The following is an 18985-nucleotide window of genomic DNA, read 5'->3' as shown; positions in this document are numbered from 1 at the left end:
CGTGTTAAACCGTTATCCTTTGTGGAAGTACGTCATGCTGATCGTGGTGATTGTCATCGGTCTGCTGTATGCGCTTCCCAACCTGTTTGGTGAGGATCCGGCTGTTCAGATCACTGGTGCGCGCGGAGTCGCCGCCAGTGAGCAAACGCTGATCCAGGTCCAGAAAACGTTACAAGAAGAAAAAATAACTGCTAAGTCTGTGGCACTGGAAGAGGGCGCTATTCTTGCGCGCTTCGACTCCACTGACACCCAACTGCGCGCTCGTGAAGCATTAATGGGCGTTATGGGTGACAAATACGTCGTGGCGCTTAACCTTGCCCCGGCAACGCCGCGCTGGCTGGCAGCTATTCACGCTGAGCCGATGAAGCTCGGTCTTGACCTGCGTGGCGGCGTTCACTTCCTGATGGAAGTGGATATGGACACCGCGCTTGGCAAGCTCCAGGAGCAAAATATCGATAGCCTGCGCAGCGACCTGCGTGAAAAAGGCATCCCATATACCACCGTTCGTAAAGAAAACAACTACGGCCTGAGCATCACCTTCCGTGACTCTAATGCGCGTGATGAAGCCATTGCGTATCTGAGCAAGCGTCATCCTGATCTGGTGATTAGCAGTCAGGGCAGCAACCAGCTGCGTGCGGTAATGAGCGATGCACGTCTGAGCGAAGCGCGTGAATATGCGGTGCAGCAGAACATCAACATTCTGCGTAACCGTGTAAACCAGCTTGGTGTTGCTGAGCCGGTGGTACAGCGCCAGGGCGCTGACCGTATCGTTGTTGAACTGCCAGGTATCCAGGATACCGCTCGCGCGAAAGAGATTCTGGGCGCGACGGCAACGCTGGAATTCCGTCTGGTAAACACCAACGTTGACCAGGCCGCTGCCGCGTCTGGCCGCGTACCGGGTGACTCTGAAGTGAAACAGACCCGCGAAGGTCAGCCGGTTGTGCTGTACAAACGCGTGATCCTGACCGGTGACCATATCACCGACTCCACTTCCAGCCAGGACGAATACAACCAACCGCAGGTTAACATCTCGCTCGACAGCGCAGGTGGCAACATCATGTCTAACTTCACGAAGGACAACATCGGTAAACCGATGGCGACCCTGTTTGTGGAGTACAAAGACAGCGGTAAGAAAGATGCAAACGGTCGTGCGGTACTGGTGAAACAGGAAGAGGTGATTAACATCGCTAATATCCAGTCTCGTCTGGGCAATAGCTTCCGTATCACCGGCATCAACAACCCGAACGAAGCCCGCCAGCTGTCACTGCTGCTGCGTGCTGGTGCATTGATCGCGCCAATTCAGATTGTTGAAGAACGTACCATTGGCCCGACTCTGGGTATGCAGAACATTGAACAGGGGCTGGAAGCGTGTCTGGCTGGCCTGCTGGTTTCTATTCTGTTCATGATCCTCTTCTATAAGAAGTTTGGTCTGATTGCGACCAGTGCTCTGGTTGCCAACCTGATCTTGATCGTCGGTATTATGTCACTGTTGCCAGGCGCAACGCTGAGTATGCCAGGTATCGCGGGTATCGTCTTAACCCTTGCGGTGGCGGTCGATGCGAACGTACTGATCAACGAACGTATTAAAGAAGAGTTGAGCAACGGGCGTACTGTTCAGCAGGCAATTGATGAAGGTTATCGCGGTGCATTCAGTTCCATCTTTGATGCGAACATCACCACGCTGATTAAAGTCATCATCCTGTACGCAGTGGGAACCGGGGCAATTAAAGGGTTCGCGATTACTACCGGTATCGGTGTGGCAACGTCGATGTTTACCGCGATTGTTGGTACGCGTGCCATCGTAAACCTGCTATATGGCGGCAAGCGCGTCAAGAAGCTGTCAATCTGAGGAGTGCGATGTGGCACAGGAATATACTGTTGAACAACTAAACCACGGCCGTAAAGTCTATGACTTTATGCGCTGGGACTACTGGGCTTTCGGCATTTCTGGTCTGCTGTTAATCGCCGCTATCGTCATTATGGGCGTGCGCGGCTTTAACTGGGGGCTGGATTTCACCGGTGGTACAGTTATTGAAATTACGCTCGAAAAGCCGGCTGAAATTGACGTAATGCGTGATGCATTGCAAAAAGCCGGTTTTGAAGAGCCGATGCTGCAAAACTTTGGTAGCAGCCACGACATCATGGTCCGTATGCCGCCTGCTGAAGGCGAAACCGGCGGTCAGGTGCTGGGCAGCCAGGTTCTGAAGGTGATTAACGAATCCACCAATCAGAATGCAGCAGTGAAGCGTATTGAGTTCGTCGGTCCGAGCGTGGGTGCAGACCTTGCGCAAACCGGCGCAATGGCGTTGATGGCGGCGCTGCTGTCTATCCTTGTGTACGTAGGTTTCCGCTTCGAGTGGCGACTGGCGGCAGGGGTCGTTATCGCGCTGGCGCACGACGTTATCATTACGCTGGGTATTTTGTCGTTATTCCATATCGAGATTGACCTGACCATTGTGGCATCGCTGATGTCGGTCATCGGTTACTCGCTTAACGACAGTATCGTGGTATCGGACCGTATTCGTGAAAACTTCCGCAAGATCCGTCGCGGTACACCTTACGAAATCTTTAACGTGTCCTTGACCCAGACGCTGCACCGTACCTTGATCACATCCGGTACTACCTTGATGGTTATCCTGATGCTGTATCTCTTCGGTGGTCCGGTGCTGGAAGGCTTCTCGCTGACTATGCTTATCGGTGTTTCCATCGGTACGGCATCTTCCATCTATGTTGCATCGGCGCTGGCTCTGAAACTGGGCATGAAGCGTGAGCACATGCTGCAGCAGAAAGTGGAAAAAGAAGGGGCGGATCAGCCGTCAATTCTGCCTTAATCAAGTTTCAGTTGATGTTGAAAATCCCGGTCAGAAGATCGGGATTTTTTATATGAGGTGATTGCGAAAATCTCCCCATCTTGGGAAACTGCGCGTAACCCTACATTTTATCCAGGTAACTTTTCATGGCTATCATCCCAAAAAACTATGCGCGGTTAGAAAACGGTTATCGCGAAAAGGCGCTGAAACTCTATCCGTGGGTGTGCGGACGTTGCTCCCGTGAGTTTGTTTATTCCAACCTGCGTGAGCTTACCGTTCACCACATTGATCATGACCATACCAATAACCCGGAAGATGGTAGTAACTGGGAATTGTTGTGTCTGTATTGCCACGATCATGAGCATTCGAAATATACCGAAGCGGATCAGTATGGTACGACGGTTATCGCAGGGGAAGATGCGCAGAAAGATGTCGGTGAAGCGAAATACAACCCTTTCGCTGATTTAAAAGCGATGATGAATAAGAAGAAGTGATAAAAAATGCCGGATGTTGCATCCGGCATTTCAACTATTAGAAGTTGTAACCTACCACCAGGTAACCACCCCAACCGGTAGAGCGAACGTTGAAGTTGCCGTTACCGAAGTTCAGCTCTGCATCGTCGTTCCACTGACCACCGTCGTGCCAGTAACGAGCAACGACAGAGTAGTGCCAGTGATCATAGTTCAGAGCCAGAATATGGCTGGAAGCGATAGAGTTATTGGTACGCGTCTTAATACCGTTGATTGCGTTACCGCTGTCATCACCCAGATCGGAACCCCAGTCAAAGTTGGTGAAACCGATGTAGCTTAACTGACCGCCCCACAGATCGGTAATCGGCACAAAGTATTTAACTTTGAAACGGTAACCGTCCCACTCGTTTTCGTTCGCTGCACCGTAGTTCTGCCACTGGTATTTCGCATACACGTTCAAGGACAGGCTCATCGGCAGGCCAGTGTCGATGTCCGTACCCAGACCCATGTACCAGGTGCTCTGGCGACCATCTTTATTACGACCCATGTCGTAAATATAGTTGTTCGCGAAGTACCACTCTTTGAACGGACCGAAGCTAAGGTCAGTATTGGTCAGCTTGTCGATGGAGAAACGCGGTTCGATTTCCATAAACAGCGGAGAACCGTGGTTCCAGATACCTTTTGCATCGGAGTTACCGCCGAAGAATACCGGCGCATCCGCATAACCATAAAAGTCGAACCAGTCTTTTTTAGCGAATGCTTCGTACTCCAGGTAGGTATCGTTGCGGATCTGCGGTCCGAAACGGGTGTGATAACTTCCTACGACGTTAACGCTCTGGTGCCACCAGTCGGAGAGATACTGCGGTTTGTCGTTTTCAGCTGCGTTGACAGTAAAAGACGAAGAGAGCGCCAGTACCGCGCCGGCTGCCAGTAATGTTTTTTTCATATGTATGCCACTGTTTGAAAATCCCTTGCGGGAGTGAAAAAGGCGCAAATTGCGTTTCTAAATATTACGTATACAGAGGAGCCTATTATAAAAATCATTGCTCACAAAAATATGTTTCGTTTCACAGTTCTATCATTTACGTAATCGATTGCGTTCACGTTTACACATATTCGGGCGGGGATTGTACTGACTTTCACCCTTGTTGCAAACTTTTACTATCAATCCGGGTGATGTAAGCGGAGTAACAAAATAATAGGGGAAGATGTTGCGGGACGCACAAAACACCCCGCCAAACGTTTATTGCATAACAGGCTGAATGTCGTGAATGCGTACAAAGCCTAATTGTTCAGGCGTGATGCCATTTAACTGTAGTGGGATGTCAACATCGCTGGGCGCGAGGAGACTTGCTGGTGCATTAATCAATTGATTTTGCACATTGATTTCCTGAAAGTTATCTATTGTTCCCTGAATTTGTCCATATTCAACGGTTCCGCTGAATGCGGGTAAAGGGTCATTGGATTCGCCCTGAATCCGTAAGGTCAGCGTAGTGCCCTCTGCATTTGGCGCAATATCCATAAGCGACATTCGTAAGGTGCCGATCTGGCTTTCCAGACGTGCGGCTGTTTTCGAGCCCGGCAGAAGGTAAACCCCACTGCTGGATTTTTCATTCAGCCTGTTTTGCTGAGTGATTTTGACGGTCTCTTTATTGAGCTGCGTCATCTCTTTATTCAGCGTGCTGACGCTTTGTTTCATCTGGCGTACTTCGCTTTGCTGTACGCAGGCGCTTAAGCTGAACAGGCTTCCCAGCAGGAATAGTCGAAAAGGTTTAGTGTTCATAGGTCGTCCCTTTCTTGTCGCAATTAGCTTAATAGTAGAGCGTAAAAGCAGCGAAAACATCGCTCCTTTATCTCAAAAGCGTTGCGCCTTTGTTGTATCGTCAGTTCAGGGTAAAATAGGTTTCTGTTAACCACCTGGTCAGGACGCCGTATGCATTGCCCATTCTGTTTCGCCGTGGACACTAAGGTTATTGACTCTCGTCTCGTGGGCGAGGGTTCATCTGTACGCCGCCGTCGGCAGTGTCTGGTGTGTAATGAACGTTTCACCACTTTTGAGGTGGCGGAACTGGTTATGCCGCGCGTTGTAAAAAGCAACGACGTGCGCGAACCGTTTAATGAAGAGAAATTGCGCAGCGGAATGCTGCGGGCGCTGGAAAAACGTCCGGTAAGTTCCGATGACGTCGAAATGGCGATCAACCATATAAAGTCACAGCTACGTGCCACCGGTGAGCGTGAAGTGCCGAGCAAGATGATTGGCAATCTGGTGATGGAACAATTGAAAAAACTCGATAAAGTCGCCTATATCCGTTTTGCCTCTGTCTATCGCAGTTTCGAAGATATCAAAGAATTTGGCGAAGAGATCGCGCGCCTGGAGGATTAAACCGTGCAGGACGAGTATTACATGGCGCGGGCGCTAAAGCTGGCGCAACGAGGACGTTTCACTACTCACCCAAACCCAAATGTTGGGTGTGTCATTGTGAAAGATGGTGAAATTGTCGGCGAAGGTTACCATTACCGTGCGGGTGAACCACATGCCGAAGTACACGCGTTACGTATGGCGGGTGAAAAAGCCAAAGGTGCGACCGCCTATGTCACACTCGAACCTTGCAGTCATCATGGTCGAACGCCGCCGTGCTGTGACGCACTCATCGCCGCTGGCGTAGCGCGCGTGGTCGCTGCGATGCAGGATCCGAACCCGCAGGTCGCTGGACGTGGACTTTACCGTCTGCAACAGGCTGGCATTGACGTCAGCCACGGGCTGATGATGAGTGAAGCCGAGCAATTGAATAAAGGCTTTCTCAAGCGGATGCGCACTGGCTTTCCTTATATCCAGTTAAAACTTGGCGCATCGCTTGATGGTCGCACGGCGATGGCGAGCGGTGAGAGCCAGTGGATCACTTCGCCTCAGGCGCGGCGCGATGTACAACGTCTGCGTGCGCAAAGTCATGCCATTTTAACCAGTAGCGCCACGGTGCTGGCGGACGATCCGGCCTTAACGGTGCGTTGGTCTGAACTGGATGAACAAACTCAGGCGCTCTATCCGCAACAAAATCTCCGCCAGCCGGTACGCATCGTCATTGACAGTCAGAATCGCGTGACGCCGGAACACCGCATCGTGCAGCAGCCAGGCGAGACCTGGTTTGCCCGAACGCAGGATGACACCCGCGAGTGGCCGGAAACAGTGCGCACTTTGCTGATCCCGGAACATAAAGGTCATCTGGATTTGGTTGTGCTGATGATGCAACTGGGCAAGCAACAAATTAATAGTGTGTGGGTAGAGGCGGGGTCAACGCTCGCTGGCGCACTGCTGCAGGCGGGTTTAGTCGATGAGCTGATTGTCTATATCGCACCTAAACTTTTAGGTAGCGACGCCCGTGGATTATGTACGCTGCCAGGGCTTGAGAAATTAGCTGACGCCCCCCAATTTAAATTCAAAGAGATACGTCATGTAGGCCCGGATGTTTGCCTGCATTTAGTGGGTGCATGATCTCCCGGCTCGAAAGGGAAGCAGCGCACGAAATATTATGCTAAAATCCGCCCCCCTGCGGGGCCATACTCGAACCCGAAGGAAAAAAATGAACATTATTGAAGCTAACGTTGCTACCCCGGACGCTCGCGTCGCCATCACCATTGCGCGTTTCAACAACTTTATCAATGACAGCCTGCTGGAAGGTGCGATTGACGCACTGAAACGTATTGGTCAGGTAAAAGATGAAAACATTACCGTTGTTTGGGTGCCAGGTGCCTATGAGCTGCCGCTGGCGGCTGGTGCACTGGCTAAAACCGGTAAATACGATGCGGTGATCGCGCTGGGTACGGTTATTCGTGGTGGCACTGCCCACTTTGAATACGTCGCTGGTGGTGCAAGCAACGGCCTGGCGCATGTTGCCCAGGACAGCGAAATTCCGGTTGCTTTTGGGGTTCTGACCACTGAAAGCATTGAACAAGCGATCGAACGTGCTGGCACCAAAGCTGGTAACAAAGGTGCAGAAGCTGCACTGACCGCGCTTGAAATGATTAATGTATTGAAAGCCATCAAGGCCTGAAATTAGTAAGGGGAAATCCGTGAAACCTGCTGCTCGTCGCCGCGCTCGTGAGTGTGCCGTCCAGGCGCTCTACTCCTGGCAGTTGTCCCAGAACGACATCGCTGATGTTGAATACCAGTTCCTGGCTGAACAGGATGTAAAAGACGTTGACGTCCTGTACTTCCGTGAGCTACTGGCCGGGGTGGCGACTAACACCGCATACCTCGACGGACTGATGAAGCCATATCTTTCGCGCCTGCTGGAAGAGCTGGGCCAGGTAGAAAAAGCAGTACTACGCATTGCGCTGTACGAGCTGTCTAAACGTAGCGATGTGCCGTATAAAGTGGCCATTAACGAAGCGATCGAACTGGCGAAATCGTTCGGCGCAGAAGACAGCCATAAGTTCGTCAACGGCGTACTCGATAAAGCAGCACCTGTGATTCGCCCTAACAAAAAGTGATATCCAGGCCGGCAGAGTAACGGAAAGCATTTCCGTACTCTCCGGCCTTTTCTTTTTTACCTGCTGAGGCATAACGTATGGCATGTGGCGAGTTCTCCCTGATTGCCCGTTATTTTGACCGTGTAAGAAGCTCTCGTCTTGATGTCGAACTTGGCATCGGTGACGATTGTGCACTTCTCAATATCCCCGAGAAACAGACCCTGGCGATCAGCACTGATACGCTGGTGGCGGGCAACCATTTCCTCCCTGATATCGATCCTGCTGATCTGGCTTATAAAGCACTGGCGGTGAACCTAAGCGATCTGGCAGCGATGGGGGCCGATCCGGCCTGGCTGACGCTGGCATTAACCTTACCGGACGTAGACGAAGCGTGGCTTGAGTCCTTCAGCGACAGTTTGTTTGATCTTCTCAATTATTACGATATGCAACTCATTGGCGGCGATACCACGCGTGGGCCATTATCAATGACGTTGGGTATCCACGGCTTTGTTCCGATGGGACGCGCCTTAACTCGCTCTGGGGCGAAACCGGGTGACTGGATCTATGTGACCGGTACACCGGGCGATAGCGCCGCCGGACTGGCGATTTTGCAAAACCGTTTGCAGGTTGCCGATGCTAAAGATGCTGACTACTTGATCAAACGTCATCTCCGTCCATCGCCGCGTATTTTACAGGGGCAGGCACTGCGCGATCTGGCGAGTTCAGCCATCGATCTCTCTGACGGTCTGATCTCCGACCTCGGCCATATCGTGAAAGCCAGCGACTGCGGCGCACGTATTGATCTGGCGTTGTTGCCATTCTCTGATGCACTTTCACGTCATGTTGAACCTGAACAGGCGTTGCGCTGGGCGCTCTCTGGCGGTGAAGATTACGAGTTGTGTTTCACTGTGCCGGAACTGAACCGTGGCGCGCTGGATGTGGCTCTCGGACACCTGGGCGTACCGTTTACCTGTATCGGGCAAATGACCGCCGATATCGAAGGGCTTTGTTTTGTTCGTGACGGCGAACCTGTCACGTTAGACTGGAAAGGATATGACCATTTTGCCACGCCATAAAGATGTCGCGAAAAGTCGCCTGAAAATGAGTAACCCGTGGCACTTATTGGCTACGGGGTTCGGGAGTGGGTTAAGTCCGATTGTCCCTGGTACGATGGGCTCGCTGGCGGCGATTCCGTTCTGGTATCTGATGACCTTTTTGCCCTGGCAGCTCTATTCGCTGGTGGTGATGCTGGGGATCTGTATCGGTGTCTATCTTTGCCATCAGACGGCGAAAGATATGGGCGTGCACGATCACGGCAGTATCGTCTGGGACGAATTTATTGGCATGTGGATCACCCTGATGGCGCTGCCGACCAATGACTGGCAGTGGGTTGCCGCCGGGTTTGTGATTTTCCGTATTCTGGATATGTGGAAACCGTGGCCGATCCGCTGGTTTGATCGCAATGTGCATGGCGGCATGGGGATCATGATCGATGATATTGTCGCTGGGGTGATTTCTGCTGGAATACTCTATTTTATCGGCCATCACTGGCCGATGGGTATTCTGTTGTAAGCCGAATAAGGCGTTCACGCCGCATCCGGCGGTTGCGCGCCGATGCCTGATACGACGTGAACGCCTTATCAGGCCTGGATATCTATTTAAATCCTACTATCGGATGGGGTTTATACGGCGTTTCCAGTTCGGCAATCTGCTCTGGTTTTAGCGTGATATCCACCGCGTTCAGCAACTCATCAAGCTGTTCTTCCCGCGAAGTTCCGATAATCGGCGCGGCAATGCCCGGTTTGCTCAATAGCCACGCCAGCGCCACTTGTGCTCGCGTAGCCCCCAATTCTTCACTCACGCCCGTTAATCGTTCTGCAATCTGCGCGTCATTTTCGTCGCTTTCGTTGTAGAGATTTTTTCCTACTTCATCGGAAACTAATCGTGCGGTGGTTTCTCCCCACGGACGAGTCAGACGTCCCCGCGCCAGCGGGCTCCACGGGATCACCGCGACGCCCTCCTGATAACATAGCGGCAGCATCTCGCGTTCTTCTTCGCGATAAATCAGATTGTAGTGATCCTGCATACTGACAAACTGCGCCCAGCCGTGCTGTTTTTGCAGCTCCAGAGCCTGAGCAAACTGCGAGGCGTGCATGGATGACGCGCCGATATAACGCGCTTTCCCGGCTTTTACCACGTCGTTCAGGGCTTCCAGCGTCTCTTCGATCGGCGTGTTGTAATCCCAGCGATGAATTTGCAGGATATCAACATAATCCATGCCGAGACGGCGCAGGCTGTCGTCAATAGAGCGCAGAATTTGCGCACGAGATAAACCTTCCGGTAAATCACCAACGCGATGGAATACTTTGGTGGCAACGACCACGTCTTCACGGCGGGCGAAATCCCGCAATGCGCGACCGACTATCTCTTCGCTGCTGCCGTCAGAATAGCTGTTGGCGGTATCAAAGAAATTTATGCCGCCTTCCAGCGCACGTTTGATGATTGGACGGCTGCTCTCTTCCGGCAGTGTCCATGCGTGATTACCGCGATCTGGCTCGCCAAAGGTCATACAGCCAAGGCAAAGTCGGGAAATGCGAAGGTCGGTTTTTCCTAAGGGGTTGTATTGCATGCTGCCACTCCTGCCATACTCGTCATACTTCAAGTTGCATGTGCTGCGGCTGCATTCGTTCACCCCAGTCACTTACTTATGTAAGCTCCTGGGGCTTCACTCGTTTGCCGCCTTCCTGCAACTCGAATTATTTAGAGTCTATGAATAATTTGTTAAGCATAGCAGGAGTAGAGTAGGGATTATGCCAGCCAGGCCTTGATTTTGGCTTCCATTCCGGCGGCATCGAGGCCGAGCTCGGCGCGCATTTCTTCCTGAGTTCCTTGCGGAATAAAGAAGTCCGGCAGGCCAATGTTCAGTACCGGCACCGGTTTACGATGAGCCATCAGCACTTCGTTCACGCCACTGCCCGCGCCGCCCATAATGGCGTTTTCTTCAACGGTGACCAGCGCCTCATGGCTGGCGGCCATTTCCAGAATTAACGCTTCATCAAGCGGCTTCACAAAACGCATATCGACCAGCGTAGCGTTCAGCGATTCGGCGACTTTCGCCGCTTCTGGCATTAGCGTACCAAAGTTGAGGATCGCTAGCTTTTCACCACGACGCTTCACGATGCCTTTGCCAATCGGCAGTTTTTCCAGCGGCGTCAGCTCCACGCCGACGGCATTGCCGCGCGGGTAGCGCACCGCTGACGGCCCCTCGTTATAGTGATAGCCGGTATGGAGCATTTGGCGACATTCGTTTTCATCGCTCGGGGTCATAATGACCATTTCCGGAATGCAGCGCAGGTAAGAGAGATCAAACGCGCCCTGATGGGTTTGACCGTCAGCACCAACAATGCCCGCGCGGTCGATGGCGAACAGAACCGGTAGCTTTTGAATCGCCACGTCATGCAGTACCTGATCATAGGCGCGTTGCAGGAAGGTGGAGTAGATCGCCACGATTGGTTTGTACCCCCCAATCGCCAGACCCGCAGCAAAGGTCACTGCGTGTTGCTCAGCGATTGCCACATCAAAATAGCGATCCGGGAATTTACGTGAGAATTCGACCATGCCAGAACCTTCACGCATCGCCGGAGTAATCGCCATCAGCTTGTTGTCTTTCGCTGCGGTTTCGCACAACCAGTCGCCAAAGATTTTTGAATAGCTCGGCAAACCGCCGCTACTTTTCGGCAAACAACCGCTGGAGGGATCAAATTTAGGCACGGCGTGGAAGGTGATAGGGTCTTTTTCTGCCGGTTCATAACCACGACCTTTTTTAGTCATGATATGCAGGAACTGTGGGCCTTTCAGGTCGCGCATGTTCTTAAGCGTGGTGATAAGCCCCAGCACATCGTGACCGTCAACCGGGCCGATGTAGTTAAAGCCCAGCTCTTCAAACAACGTGCCAGGCACTACCATGCCTTTAATATGTTCTTCGGTACGTTTGAGCAGTTCTTTAATTGGCGGAACGCCGGAGAAAACTTTTTTCCCGCCTTCGCGCAGTGAAGAGTAAAGCTTACCAGAAAGTAGCTGCGCCAGATGGTTGTTGAGCGCGCCGACATTTTCGGAAATCGACATTTCATTGTCGTTGAGGACCACCAGCATGTCAGGACGGATATCACCCGCATGGTTCATTGCTTCAAACGCCATGCCAGCGGTAATCGCGCCATCGCCAATGACACAGACGGTGCGGCGATTTTTGCCTTCTTTCTCGGCAGCAACCGCAATACCAATTCCGGCACTGATGGAGGTTGATGAATGCCCGACGCTTAATACGTCATATTCGCTTTCGCCGCGCCACGGGAACGGATGCAGGCCGCCTTTCTGACGGATGGTGCCGATTTTGTCGCGGCGTCCGGTCAAAATTTTATGCGGATAAGCCTGATGCCCCACATCCCAAATCAATTGGTCAAAAGGAGTGTTGTAGACATAGTGCAGCGCCACGGTCAGTTCGACCGTGCCCAGCCCGGAGGCGAAGTGCCCGCTGGAACGGCTCACGCTGTCGAGTAAATAGCGGCGCAGTTCGTCGCAGAGTTTCGGTAAACTCTCTTTCGGCAACAGTCGTAACTCCTGGGTGGAGTCGACCAGTGCCAGGGTCGGGTATTTGGCAATATCAAAACTCATCAGGGGCCTATTAATACTTATTGTTTATTTATTACGCTGGATGATGTAGTCCGCTAGCGCTTCCAGTGCCGAGGTATCGAGTGACTGTTCAGCCAGTTGCTTCAGCGACTGACGGGCATCGTCGATCAGATCCCGGGCTTTCTTCCGGGCTTGCTCAAGACCCAGAAGTGCAGGGTAGGTACTTTTACCAAGTTGCTGGTCGGCACCCTGGCGTTTTCCCAACGTTGCAGTATCTCCCACCACATCCAGGATGTCATCCTGAACCTGGAAGGCAAGGCCGATGCTCTCTGCATACTTGTCGAGTACTGGCAGAGCACGACGTCCTTTATCTCCGGCGCTTAATGCACCAAGGCGAACGGCGGCGCGAATCAATGCGCCGGTTTTATGACGATGAATACGCTCAAGCGCGTCCAGAGGTACGTGTTTGCCTTCCGCGTCTAAATCTAATGCCTGACCACCGCACATTCCGGCAATACCGCTGGCGCTCGCCAGCTCAGAAATCATCGAAATTCTGTCGCGATCGGACACTTCCGGCATATCGGCATCGCTTAGAATCGAGAACGCCAGCGTTTGTAAAGCGTCACCAGCGAGAATCGCGTTTGCTTCGCCAAACTTCACATGGCAGGTCGGCAAACCGCGACGCAGATCGTCATCATCCATCGCCGGTAAATCATCATGAATTAATGAGTAAGCGTGGATACACTCTACGGCGGCAGCGGGTGCGTCTAACGTGCTCATGCTAACGCCGAGCATTTGACCAGTAGCATAAACCAGGAACGGTCGCAGACGCTTACCACCTAATAATGCGCCATACTGCATGGTTTCGACCACGGGAGTGTTCTGAAAGGGCAGTGGGGCGATAAAACGGCTCAGCGCCTGGTTGGCCTGCTTAACGCAGGCTTCGAGTTGCTGCGGAAAGTCCATTACTCATTGTCCGGTGTAAAAGGGGTTAGAGAGGCGTCTTCATTGTCAGACAGCAGAATTTGTACGCGCTGTTCGGCTTGTTGTAATTTGGCCTGCCCCTGACGTGCCAGCTGCACGCCGCGTTCGAACTCGTTCAGCGCCTCTTCCAGCGGCAGGTCGCCACTTTCCAGACGGGTTACAATCTGTTCCAGCTCGCTCAGCGCCTTTTCAAAGCTGGCGGGCGCCTCATTTTTCTTCGGCATAATGAATGTCTGACTCTCAATATTTTTCGCCCCGTCATGGTAACGGACTCAGGGCAAATAGCAAATAACGCGCAATGGTAAGGTGATGTGCGCAGCAAAGCGATGTTAGTGGTATACTTCCGCGCCTGGATGCAGCCGCAGGTGTGGGCTGCTGTATTTTTCCCTATACAAGTCGCTTAAGGCTTGCCAACGAACCATTGCCGCCATGAAGTTTATCATTAAATTGTTCCCGGAAATCACCATCAAAAGCCAATCTGTGCGCTTGCGCTTTATAAAAATCCTTACCGGGAACATTCGTAACGTTTTAAAGCACTATGATGAGACGCTCGCTGTCGTCCGCCACTGGGATAACATCGAAGTTCGCGCAAAAGATGAAAACCAGCGTCTGGCTATTCGCGACGCCCTGACCCGTATTCCGGGTATCCACCATATTCTCGAAGTTGAAGACGTGCCGTTTACCGACATGCACGATATTTTCGAAAAAGCGTTGGTTCAGTATCGCGATCAGCTGGAAGGGAAAACCTTCTGCGTACGCGTGAAGCGCCGTGGCAAACATGATTTTAGCTCGATTGATGTGGAACGTTACGTCGGCGGCGGTTTAAATCAGCATATTGAATCCGCGCGCGTGAAGCTGACCAATCCGGAAGTGACTGTCCATCTGGAAGTGGAAGACGATCGTCTTCTGCTGATTAAAGGCCGTTACGAAGGTATTGGCGGTTTCCCGATTGGCACCCAGGAAGATGTGCTGTCGCTCATTTCTGGTGGTTTCGACTCCGGCGTTTCCAGTTATATGTTGATGCGTCGCGGCTGCCGCGTGCATTACTGCTTCTTTAACCTTGGCGGCGCGGCGCATGAAATTGGCGTGCGTCAGGTAGCGCATTATCTGTGGAACCGCTTTGGCAGCTCCCACCGCGTGCGTTTTGTCGCTATTAATTTCGAACCGGTCGTCGGGGAAATTCTCGAGAAAATCGACGACGGTCAGATGGGCGTAATCCTCAAACGTATGATGGTGCGTGCCGCGTCTAAAGTGGCTGAACGTTACGGCGTACAGGCGCTGGTCACTGGCGAAGCACTGGGCCAGGTGTCCAGCCAGACGCTGACCAACCTGCGCCTGATTGATAACGTCTCCGACACGCTGATCCTGCGTCCGCTGATTTCTTACGACAAAGAGCACATCATCAACCTGGCTCGCCAGATTGGCACCGAAGACTTTGCTCGCACGATGCCGGAATATTGTGGCGTGATCTCCAAAAGCCCGACGGTGAAAGCGGTTAAATCGAAGATTGAAGCGGAAGAAGAGAAGTTCGACTTCAGCATTCTCGATAAAGTGGTTGAGGAAGCGAATAACGTTGATATCCGCGAAATCGCCCAGCAGACCGAGCAGGAAGTGGTGGAAGTGGAAACCGTCAATGGCTTCGGCCCGAACGACGTGATTCTCGATATCCGTTCTGTCGATGAACAGGAAGATAAGCCACTGAAAGTCGAAGGGATTGATGTGGTTTCTCTGCCGTTCTATAAACTGAGCACCAAATTTGGCGATCTCGACCAGAACAAAACCTGGCTGCTGTGGTGTGAGCGCGGGGTGATGAGCCGTCTGCAGGCGCTCTATCTGCGCGAGCAGGGCTTTAACAATGTGAAGGTATATCGCCCGTAATTTGTGGTTTTTACGTCGCATCTGGTCAGATGCGACGTTTGCCGCATCCGACACTACTCGTAATAATTATAAATCCCTGCCGCCATCACCAGTTGTGATGCCACTTCATGGGCTTTTTCACGCCCAACCAACAGGTCGATAATTTTCAGACCAAAATCAATAGCCGTACCTGGCCCCTGGCTTGTCAGCAATTTTACCCGTGCATCCCAGACGACGCGCTTGTCCTGCCATTGTTCGGCGGGAATTTTGTCTTTCAGCGTCGGGAAGCCGGTCATATTACCAATCGGGAAGATATCGTGCGGCACCAGCACGGTGGCTGGCGCGGCGCAAATAGCCGCGACGATACGCCCGGAACGGTGGAACTGTTTAACGGTTTCAACCAGCAGGGTGCTATCGCGAAAACACTCTGCGCCTTTAATACCACCAGGCAGCACAATCACGTCATATTCGCCATCAGCCACTTCGACCAGCGGCGCATCCGCCAGCAGCTTCACGCCGCGCGAGCAGGTAATGGCCAGGTTGCCATCGCTGGCGACGCTGGCAGTGGTGACTTTGATTCCGCCACGAACCAAGAGGTCGATCGTGGTGACGGCTTCAGTCTCTTCACTACCAGGGGCGAGGCAAACCAGTGCCGATGCGCTCATATTCACTCTCCTTTCTTTTTACCATTTCAAACAGGCGGGTGTTTTCCGGTACGGCAATCCCATGCGCGCGGGCGCGGCGTAAGAGAAAACCATTGATATAGTCGATTTCAGTGTGGCGCAGCGCGCGGATATCCTGCAACATCGACGAGATATTTTCCGCTGTGGCATCAATCACCTGCATCACGTAATCACGCAAATCTTCCGCTGAAGTATGATGCCCTTCGCGTTTGATCACTGCCGCGACTTCTTCGCATATCTGCATAATTTCTTGCGGATGATGACGTAATTCACCGTTCGGGCAATTCCAGATGGCAGTGAGCGGATTAATCACACAGTTTACCGCCAGCTTGCGCCACAGCTCGGCGCGAATATTGTTATGCCAGGCAACGTCAGGCAACACGGTTTGCAAAATATCCGCCAGATAACTGTAATCACCGTCCTGTTGCCGTGCCGGGCCGATATGTGTGATACCGTTTGCCACGTGAATGATGACGTTGCCGTCGCGGCGCGCTGCATGGGTGGTCGTGCCCATCAGTAACGGTTGCCCGATGTTCTGTAACTCTTCAATGGTGCCCATGCCGTTGTGGATCAGCAGAATTGGCGTGGTTACAGGTAGCGTCGACGCCAGGCTTTTGACGGCATCAGATACCTGCCAGGCTTTCAGCGTCACCAGGAGTAGATCGCTGGTGGCCAGAAAATCAGGATCATTGGCGGTCAGCGATTCGTTAAATATCGAACCGTCTGTCTCCACCAGATTCACGCTACAATAAGGTTGCGGTACGCGCAGCCAGCCCTGAACCTCGTGACCTTGTTTGCAAAATGCTGTAAGCCATAATTGCCCTAAGGCACCGCATCCTAATACGGTAATTTTCATTGTTCCTCCTCACCCGCAACCACACCGGGTGTTCAATAAGGCTATCCCTTAATTGTGCATGGTGTTGTGACTATGCACAATTAAGGGATACGTCCTGGCGCAGGACTGTCTGTTATTTAACTTTGCAGGTATTATGCTTCGCATCAAAAATGAAGGGAGAGAAAAAGATGCCATCTTTCGATATTGTCTCTGAAGTTGATCTTCAGGAAGCGCGTAACGCGGTCGATAACGCGAGTCGCGAAGTAGAGTCTCGTTTTGACTTCCGTAACGTTGAAGCGTCGTTTGAGCTGAACGACGCAAACAAAACTATCAAAGTGCTGAGTGAGTCCGATTTCCAGGTCAATCAGTTGCTGGATATTCTGCGTGCCAAACTGCTGAAACGCGGCATTGAAGGCAGTTCGCTGGATGTACCGGAAAATATCGTTCATAGCGGTAAAACCTGGTTTGTGGAAGCGAAGCTGAAGCAGGGCATTGAGAGTGCGACCCAGAAGAAAATCGTCAAGATGATCAAAGACAGCAAACTGAAAGTGCAGGCGCAAATTCAGGGCGATGAGATCCGTGTGACCGGTAAATCCCGTGATGATTTGCAGGCTGTTATGGCGATGGTACGCGGTGGCGATCTCGGCCAGCCGTTCCAGTTCAAAAACTTCCGCGATTAATCTCGATAACGTCCGCTCTGTTCATGCCGGATGCGGCATGATCGCCTTAACTGGCCTGCAAAAGTTTGTGATTTCAAAAGATTACAGCAACTTTGTAGGCCTGATAAGCGTAGCGCATCAGGCAATTTAGCCTCGTTTTTATGCCTGGCGAATTGCCTGTTCAACCTCAAAGCGATTCGTCACTTTGCTGTCGATTTTCACGTAAGCCGAATGTTCTTCTTCTGCAATCAACACTTCTTTGACGCCAGCCGTTTCCAGTAAACGAACTTTTAACAAATCATTTGCGGCAACTTCAGCCGGGATTTCAATGCGCAAGCTGCTGACATACGGCGGTTCTTTCATCGTACTGGCGACCGCCAGCCACACCGCCGCCAGTATTGCACCTGCCAGAAAAACCCCCTGACCGTCAAACATGCCGTCAATCCAGCCGCCCAGAGAACCGCCAATCGCCACGCCAAGAAACTGGCTGGTGGAGTAAACACCCATCGCCGTGCCTTTGTAACCTGCTGGCGACTCTTTACTGATAAGTGAAGGCAGGAGGGCTTCCATCAGGTTAAACGCCACAAAGAAAAGCTGCACGCCGACCACTAACTGCCAGAACTGCGTTTGTGCGTTCCACAACACGATTTCCGCAATGACGATCAGCCCGACGCAGAAGATAAAGACCTGTTTCATTTTGCGCTTAACTTCGGCGTAGATAATGAAAGGCACAACCGAGCCAAAGGCGATTAACATCGTCGCCAGATAGACCTTCCAGTGTTCAGCTGCCGGAAAACCCGCGCCAGCCAGTTGCCCTGGCAGGGCAACAAACGTCGACATCAGCAACATGTGCAGACACATAATGCCGAAGTTGAGTTTCAGCAGGCGTGGTTCCGCCAGCACTTTACTGAAACTGCCTTTCACCATTCCTGACTCACGATTAAGTACGTGCGTGCGGCTGTTAGGCACAACCCAAATGGTCAACGCAATGCCGGTCGTTGCCAGAATAGCGATCATCCAGAACAGCGCATGTAGCCCAAGTTTGTGAGTGATGATCGGACCAAGCACCATCGCAATGGCGAAGGTAATGCCAAAACTGACGCCGATAAATGCCATCGCTTTGGTACGGTTTTGTTCGCGAGTCAGATCAGAAAGTAGCGCCATAACGGCTGCGGCTATGGCGCCAGAACCTTGTAACGCACGACCCAGAATGATCCCCCAGATGGAGTTGGAAAGCGCGGCAATCACGCTACCCGCGACGAACACAGCTAACCCGCCAACGATAAGCGGTTTGCGGCCTATGCGGTCGGAAAGCAGGCCAAATGGAATCTGAAAAACGGCCTGAGTCAGACCATAAATGCCAATCGCAATCCCGATCAACGCTTCACTGGCGCCTTGCAGAGCCATGCCGTACGTGGTCAGAACCGGCAGAACCATAAACATGCCCAGCATACGCAATGAAAATACGGTTCCTAAACCCCAGGTCGCGCGCCGCTCGCCTGGCGTCATTTTATAATCGTTCATTACCACCTCTGTTTTAAATTCGCGACTAGTGTAAAGCGGCAAACGAATGGGGTAAACATGCGGATTT

The 18985-nt window shown here is 52.2% G+C and carries 20 protein-coding genes; 11 read left to right on the top strand and 9 right to left on the bottom strand.

Translation table 11 applies throughout. The features are described from left to right. The first annotated feature begins 1 nt into the window (after position 1). From secD to yajD, 3 genes are all read left to right on the top strand, one after another. Positions 2–1849 (top strand): protein translocase subunit SecD, encoded by a 1848-nt coding sequence (secD, locus tag LG381_RS20820; protein WP_000934830.1) that lies wholly within the window; start codon positions 2–4, stop codon positions 1847–1849. A gap of 10 nt (positions 1850–1859) precedes the next feature. Continuing rightward, positions 1860–2831, top strand: a complete 972-nt coding sequence (gene secF, locus LG381_RS20815; RefSeq protein WP_000046637.1) for a protein translocase subunit SecF — start codon at positions 1860–1862, stop codon at positions 2829–2831. A gap of 125 nt (positions 2832–2956) precedes the next feature. Then, positions 2957–3304: an HNH nuclease YajD gene (gene yajD, locus LG381_RS20810; protein WP_000974807.1), complete on the top strand. Its 348-nt coding sequence runs from the start codon at positions 2957–2959 to the stop codon at positions 3302–3304. 37 nt (positions 3305–3341) lie between these two features. Here yajD and tsx read toward each other — a convergent pair whose 3' ends face one another. Beyond that, positions 3342–4226, bottom strand: coding sequence for a nucleoside-specific channel-forming protein Tsx (gene tsx / locus LG381_RS20805; protein ID WP_010344683.1), 885 nt, complete (start codon positions 4224–4226; stop codon positions 3342–3344). 297 nt (positions 4227–4523) lie between these two features. Beyond that, positions 4524–5063, bottom strand: coding sequence for a DUF3251 domain-containing protein (locus tag LG381_RS20800; protein WP_225762871.1), 540 nt, complete (start codon positions 5061–5063; stop codon positions 4524–4526). Positions 5064–5213: 150 nt separating this feature from the next. Between LG381_RS20800 and nrdR the strand changes: the two genes are divergently transcribed. The 6 genes from nrdR (at position 5214) to pgpA (ending at position 9319) form a co-directional block, all read left to right on the top strand. Further along, positions 5214–5663: a transcriptional regulator NrdR gene (gene nrdR, locus LG381_RS20795; protein ID WP_000543535.1), complete on the top strand. Its 450-nt coding sequence runs from the start codon at positions 5214–5216 to the stop codon at positions 5661–5663. Between the two features lie 3 nt (positions 5664–5666). Continuing rightward, positions 5667–6770, top strand: coding sequence for a bifunctional diaminohydroxyphosphoribosylaminopyrimidine deaminase/5-amino-6-(5-phosphoribosylamino)uracil reductase RibD (gene ribD / locus LG381_RS20790; RefSeq protein ID WP_225762870.1), 1104 nt, complete (start codon positions 5667–5669; stop codon positions 6768–6770). Positions 6771–6858: 88 nt separating this feature from the next. Continuing rightward, positions 6859–7329: a 6,7-dimethyl-8-ribityllumazine synthase gene (gene ribE / locus LG381_RS20785; protein ID WP_001021161.1), complete on the top strand. Its 471-nt coding sequence runs from the start codon at positions 6859–6861 to the stop codon at positions 7327–7329. 19 nt (positions 7330–7348) lie between these two features. Further along, the gene (nusB, locus tag LG381_RS20780; protein WP_000801125.1) at positions 7349–7768 is read left to right on the top strand and encodes a transcription antitermination factor NusB; all 420 of its coding nucleotides are present in this window, start codon (positions 7349–7351) and stop codon (positions 7766–7768) included. Positions 7769–7845: 77 nt separating this feature from the next. After that, entirely contained in the window at positions 7846–8823 is a 978-nt protein-coding gene (gene thiL, locus LG381_RS20775; protein ID WP_222679926.1) for a thiamine-phosphate kinase, read from the top strand. Then, positions 8801–9319, top strand: coding sequence for a phosphatidylglycerophosphatase A (gene pgpA / locus LG381_RS20770; protein ID WP_222679927.1), 519 nt, complete (start codon positions 8801–8803; stop codon positions 9317–9319). The genes thiL and pgpA overlap by 23 nt, the downstream gene beginning before the upstream one ends. A gap of 82 nt (positions 9320–9401) precedes the next feature. On the opposite strand, the gene yajO is transcribed toward pgpA, so the two are convergent. The 4 genes from yajO to xseB form a co-directional block, all read right to left on the bottom strand. Beyond that, positions 9402–10376, bottom strand: a complete 975-nt coding sequence (gene yajO, locus LG381_RS20765; RefSeq protein ID WP_001199775.1) for a 1-deoxyxylulose-5-phosphate synthase YajO — start codon at positions 10374–10376, stop codon at positions 9402–9404. Between the two features lie 179 nt (positions 10377–10555). Then, positions 10556–12418 carry a 1-deoxy-D-xylulose-5-phosphate synthase gene (gene dxs, locus LG381_RS20760; RefSeq protein ID WP_000006803.1) on the bottom strand — a complete coding sequence of 621 codons (1863 nt, stop codon included), beginning with the start codon at positions 12416–12418 and terminating at the stop codon, positions 10556–10558. A 24-nt stretch (positions 12419–12442) separates the two neighbouring features. Further along, positions 12443–13342 carry a (2E,6E)-farnesyl diphosphate synthase gene (gene ispA / locus LG381_RS20755; protein ID WP_225762869.1) on the bottom strand — a complete coding sequence of 300 codons (900 nt, stop codon included), beginning with the start codon at positions 13340–13342 and terminating at the stop codon, positions 12443–12445. Further along, positions 13342–13584 (bottom strand): exodeoxyribonuclease VII small subunit, encoded by a 243-nt coding sequence (xseB, locus tag LG381_RS20750; RefSeq protein ID WP_001124935.1) that lies wholly within the window; start codon positions 13582–13584, stop codon positions 13342–13344. Before xseB ends, ispA begins: the two co-directional genes overlap by 1 nt. Positions 13585–13789: 205 nt before the next feature. On the opposite strand from xseB, the gene thiI reads away from it, so the two are divergent. Continuing rightward, positions 13790–15238 carry a tRNA uracil 4-sulfurtransferase ThiI gene (thiI, locus tag LG381_RS20745; RefSeq protein ID WP_065226287.1) on the top strand — a complete coding sequence of 483 codons (1449 nt, stop codon included), beginning with the start codon at positions 13790–13792 and terminating at the stop codon, positions 15236–15238. A gap of 53 nt (positions 15239–15291) precedes the next feature. On the opposite strand, the gene yajL is transcribed toward thiI, so the two are convergent. Both yajL and panE read right to left on the bottom strand, forming a co-directional pair. Next, on the bottom strand, positions 15292–15882 hold the full coding sequence (gene yajL, locus LG381_RS20740) for a protein deglycase YajL (protein ID WP_001276309.1): 591 nt from the start codon (positions 15880–15882) through the stop codon (positions 15292–15294). After that, positions 15845–16756, bottom strand: a complete 912-nt coding sequence (gene panE / locus LG381_RS20735; RefSeq protein WP_225762868.1) for a 2-dehydropantoate 2-reductase — start codon at positions 16754–16756, stop codon at positions 15845–15847. Before panE ends, yajL begins: the two co-directional genes overlap by 38 nt. Before the next feature lie 167 nt (positions 16757–16923). Here panE and yajQ point away from each other — a divergent pair, with 167 nt between their 5' ends. Continuing rightward, positions 16924–17415, top strand: coding sequence for a nucleotide binding protein YajQ (gene yajQ, locus LG381_RS20730; protein WP_001138897.1), 492 nt, complete (start codon positions 16924–16926; stop codon positions 17413–17415). Positions 17416–17553: 138 nt separating this feature from the next. On the opposite strand, the gene LG381_RS20725 is transcribed toward yajQ, so the two are convergent. After that, a complete protein-coding gene (locus LG381_RS20725; protein WP_225762867.1) occupies positions 17554–18918 on the bottom strand; it encodes an MFS transporter in 1365 nt (454 codons plus the stop codon). Positions 18919–18985 lie beyond the last annotated feature (67 nt).

Source organism: Escherichia sp. Marseille-Q3837, assembly GCF_916618735.1.
GTDB lineage: Bacteria > Pseudomonadota > Gammaproteobacteria > Enterobacterales > Enterobacteriaceae > Escherichia > Escherichia ruysiae.
This window is presented reverse-complemented; position numbering and strand designations above follow the sequence as displayed.

What these genes read in the sequence shown, in the direction of transcription:
- nrdR (WP_000543535.1), top strand. Translation starts at nt 5,214, where the DNA reads ATGCATTGCCCATTCTGTTTCGCCGTGGACACTAAGGTTATTGACTCT.
- ispA (WP_225762869.1), bottom strand. Translation starts at nt 13,342, where the DNA reads ATGGACTTTCCGCAGCAACTCGAAGCCTGCGTTAAGCAGGCCAACCAG.
- tsx (WP_010344683.1), bottom strand. Translation starts at nt 4,226, where the DNA reads ATGAAAAAAACATTACTGGCAGCCGGCGCGGTACTGGCGCTCTCTTCG.
- dxs (WP_000006803.1), bottom strand. Translation starts at nt 12,418, where the DNA reads ATGAGTTTTGATATTGCCAAATACCCGACCCTGGCACTGGTCGACTCC.
- LG381_RS20800 (WP_225762871.1), bottom strand. Translation starts at nt 5,063, where the DNA reads ATGAACACTAAACCTTTTCGACTATTCCTGCTGGGAAGCCTGTTCAGC.
- LG381_RS20725 (WP_225762867.1), bottom strand. Translation starts at nt 18,918, where the DNA reads ATGAACGATTATAAAATGACGCCAGGCGAGCGGCGCGCGACCTGGGGT.
- yajL (WP_001276309.1), bottom strand. Translation starts at nt 15,882, where the DNA reads ATGAGCGCATCGGCACTGGTTTGCCTCGCCCCTGGTAGTGAAGAGACT.
- panE (WP_225762868.1), bottom strand. Translation starts at nt 16,756, where the DNA reads ATGAAAATTACCGTATTAGGATGCGGTGCCTTAGGGCAATTATGGCTT.
- yajQ (WP_001138897.1), top strand. Translation starts at nt 16,924, where the DNA reads ATGCCATCTTTCGATATTGTCTCTGAAGTTGATCTTCAGGAAGCGCGT.
- pgpA (WP_222679927.1), top strand. Translation starts at nt 8,801, where the DNA reads ATGACCATTTTGCCACGCCATAAAGATGTCGCGAAAAGTCGCCTGAAA.
- yajD (WP_000974807.1), top strand. Translation starts at nt 2,957, where the DNA reads ATGGCTATCATCCCAAAAAACTATGCGCGGTTAGAAAACGGTTATCGC.
- yajO (WP_001199775.1), bottom strand. Translation starts at nt 10,376, where the DNA reads ATGCAATACAACCCCTTAGGAAAAACCGACCTTCGCATTTCCCGACTT.
- thiI (WP_065226287.1), top strand. Translation starts at nt 13,790, where the DNA reads ATGAAGTTTATCATTAAATTGTTCCCGGAAATCACCATCAAAAGCCAA.
- xseB (WP_001124935.1), bottom strand. Translation starts at nt 13,584, where the DNA reads ATGCCGAAGAAAAATGAGGCGCCCGCCAGCTTTGAAAAGGCGCTGAGC.
- ribE (WP_001021161.1), top strand. Translation starts at nt 6,859, where the DNA reads ATGAACATTATTGAAGCTAACGTTGCTACCCCGGACGCTCGCGTCGCC.
- thiL (WP_222679926.1), top strand. Translation starts at nt 7,846, where the DNA reads ATGGCATGTGGCGAGTTCTCCCTGATTGCCCGTTATTTTGACCGTGTA.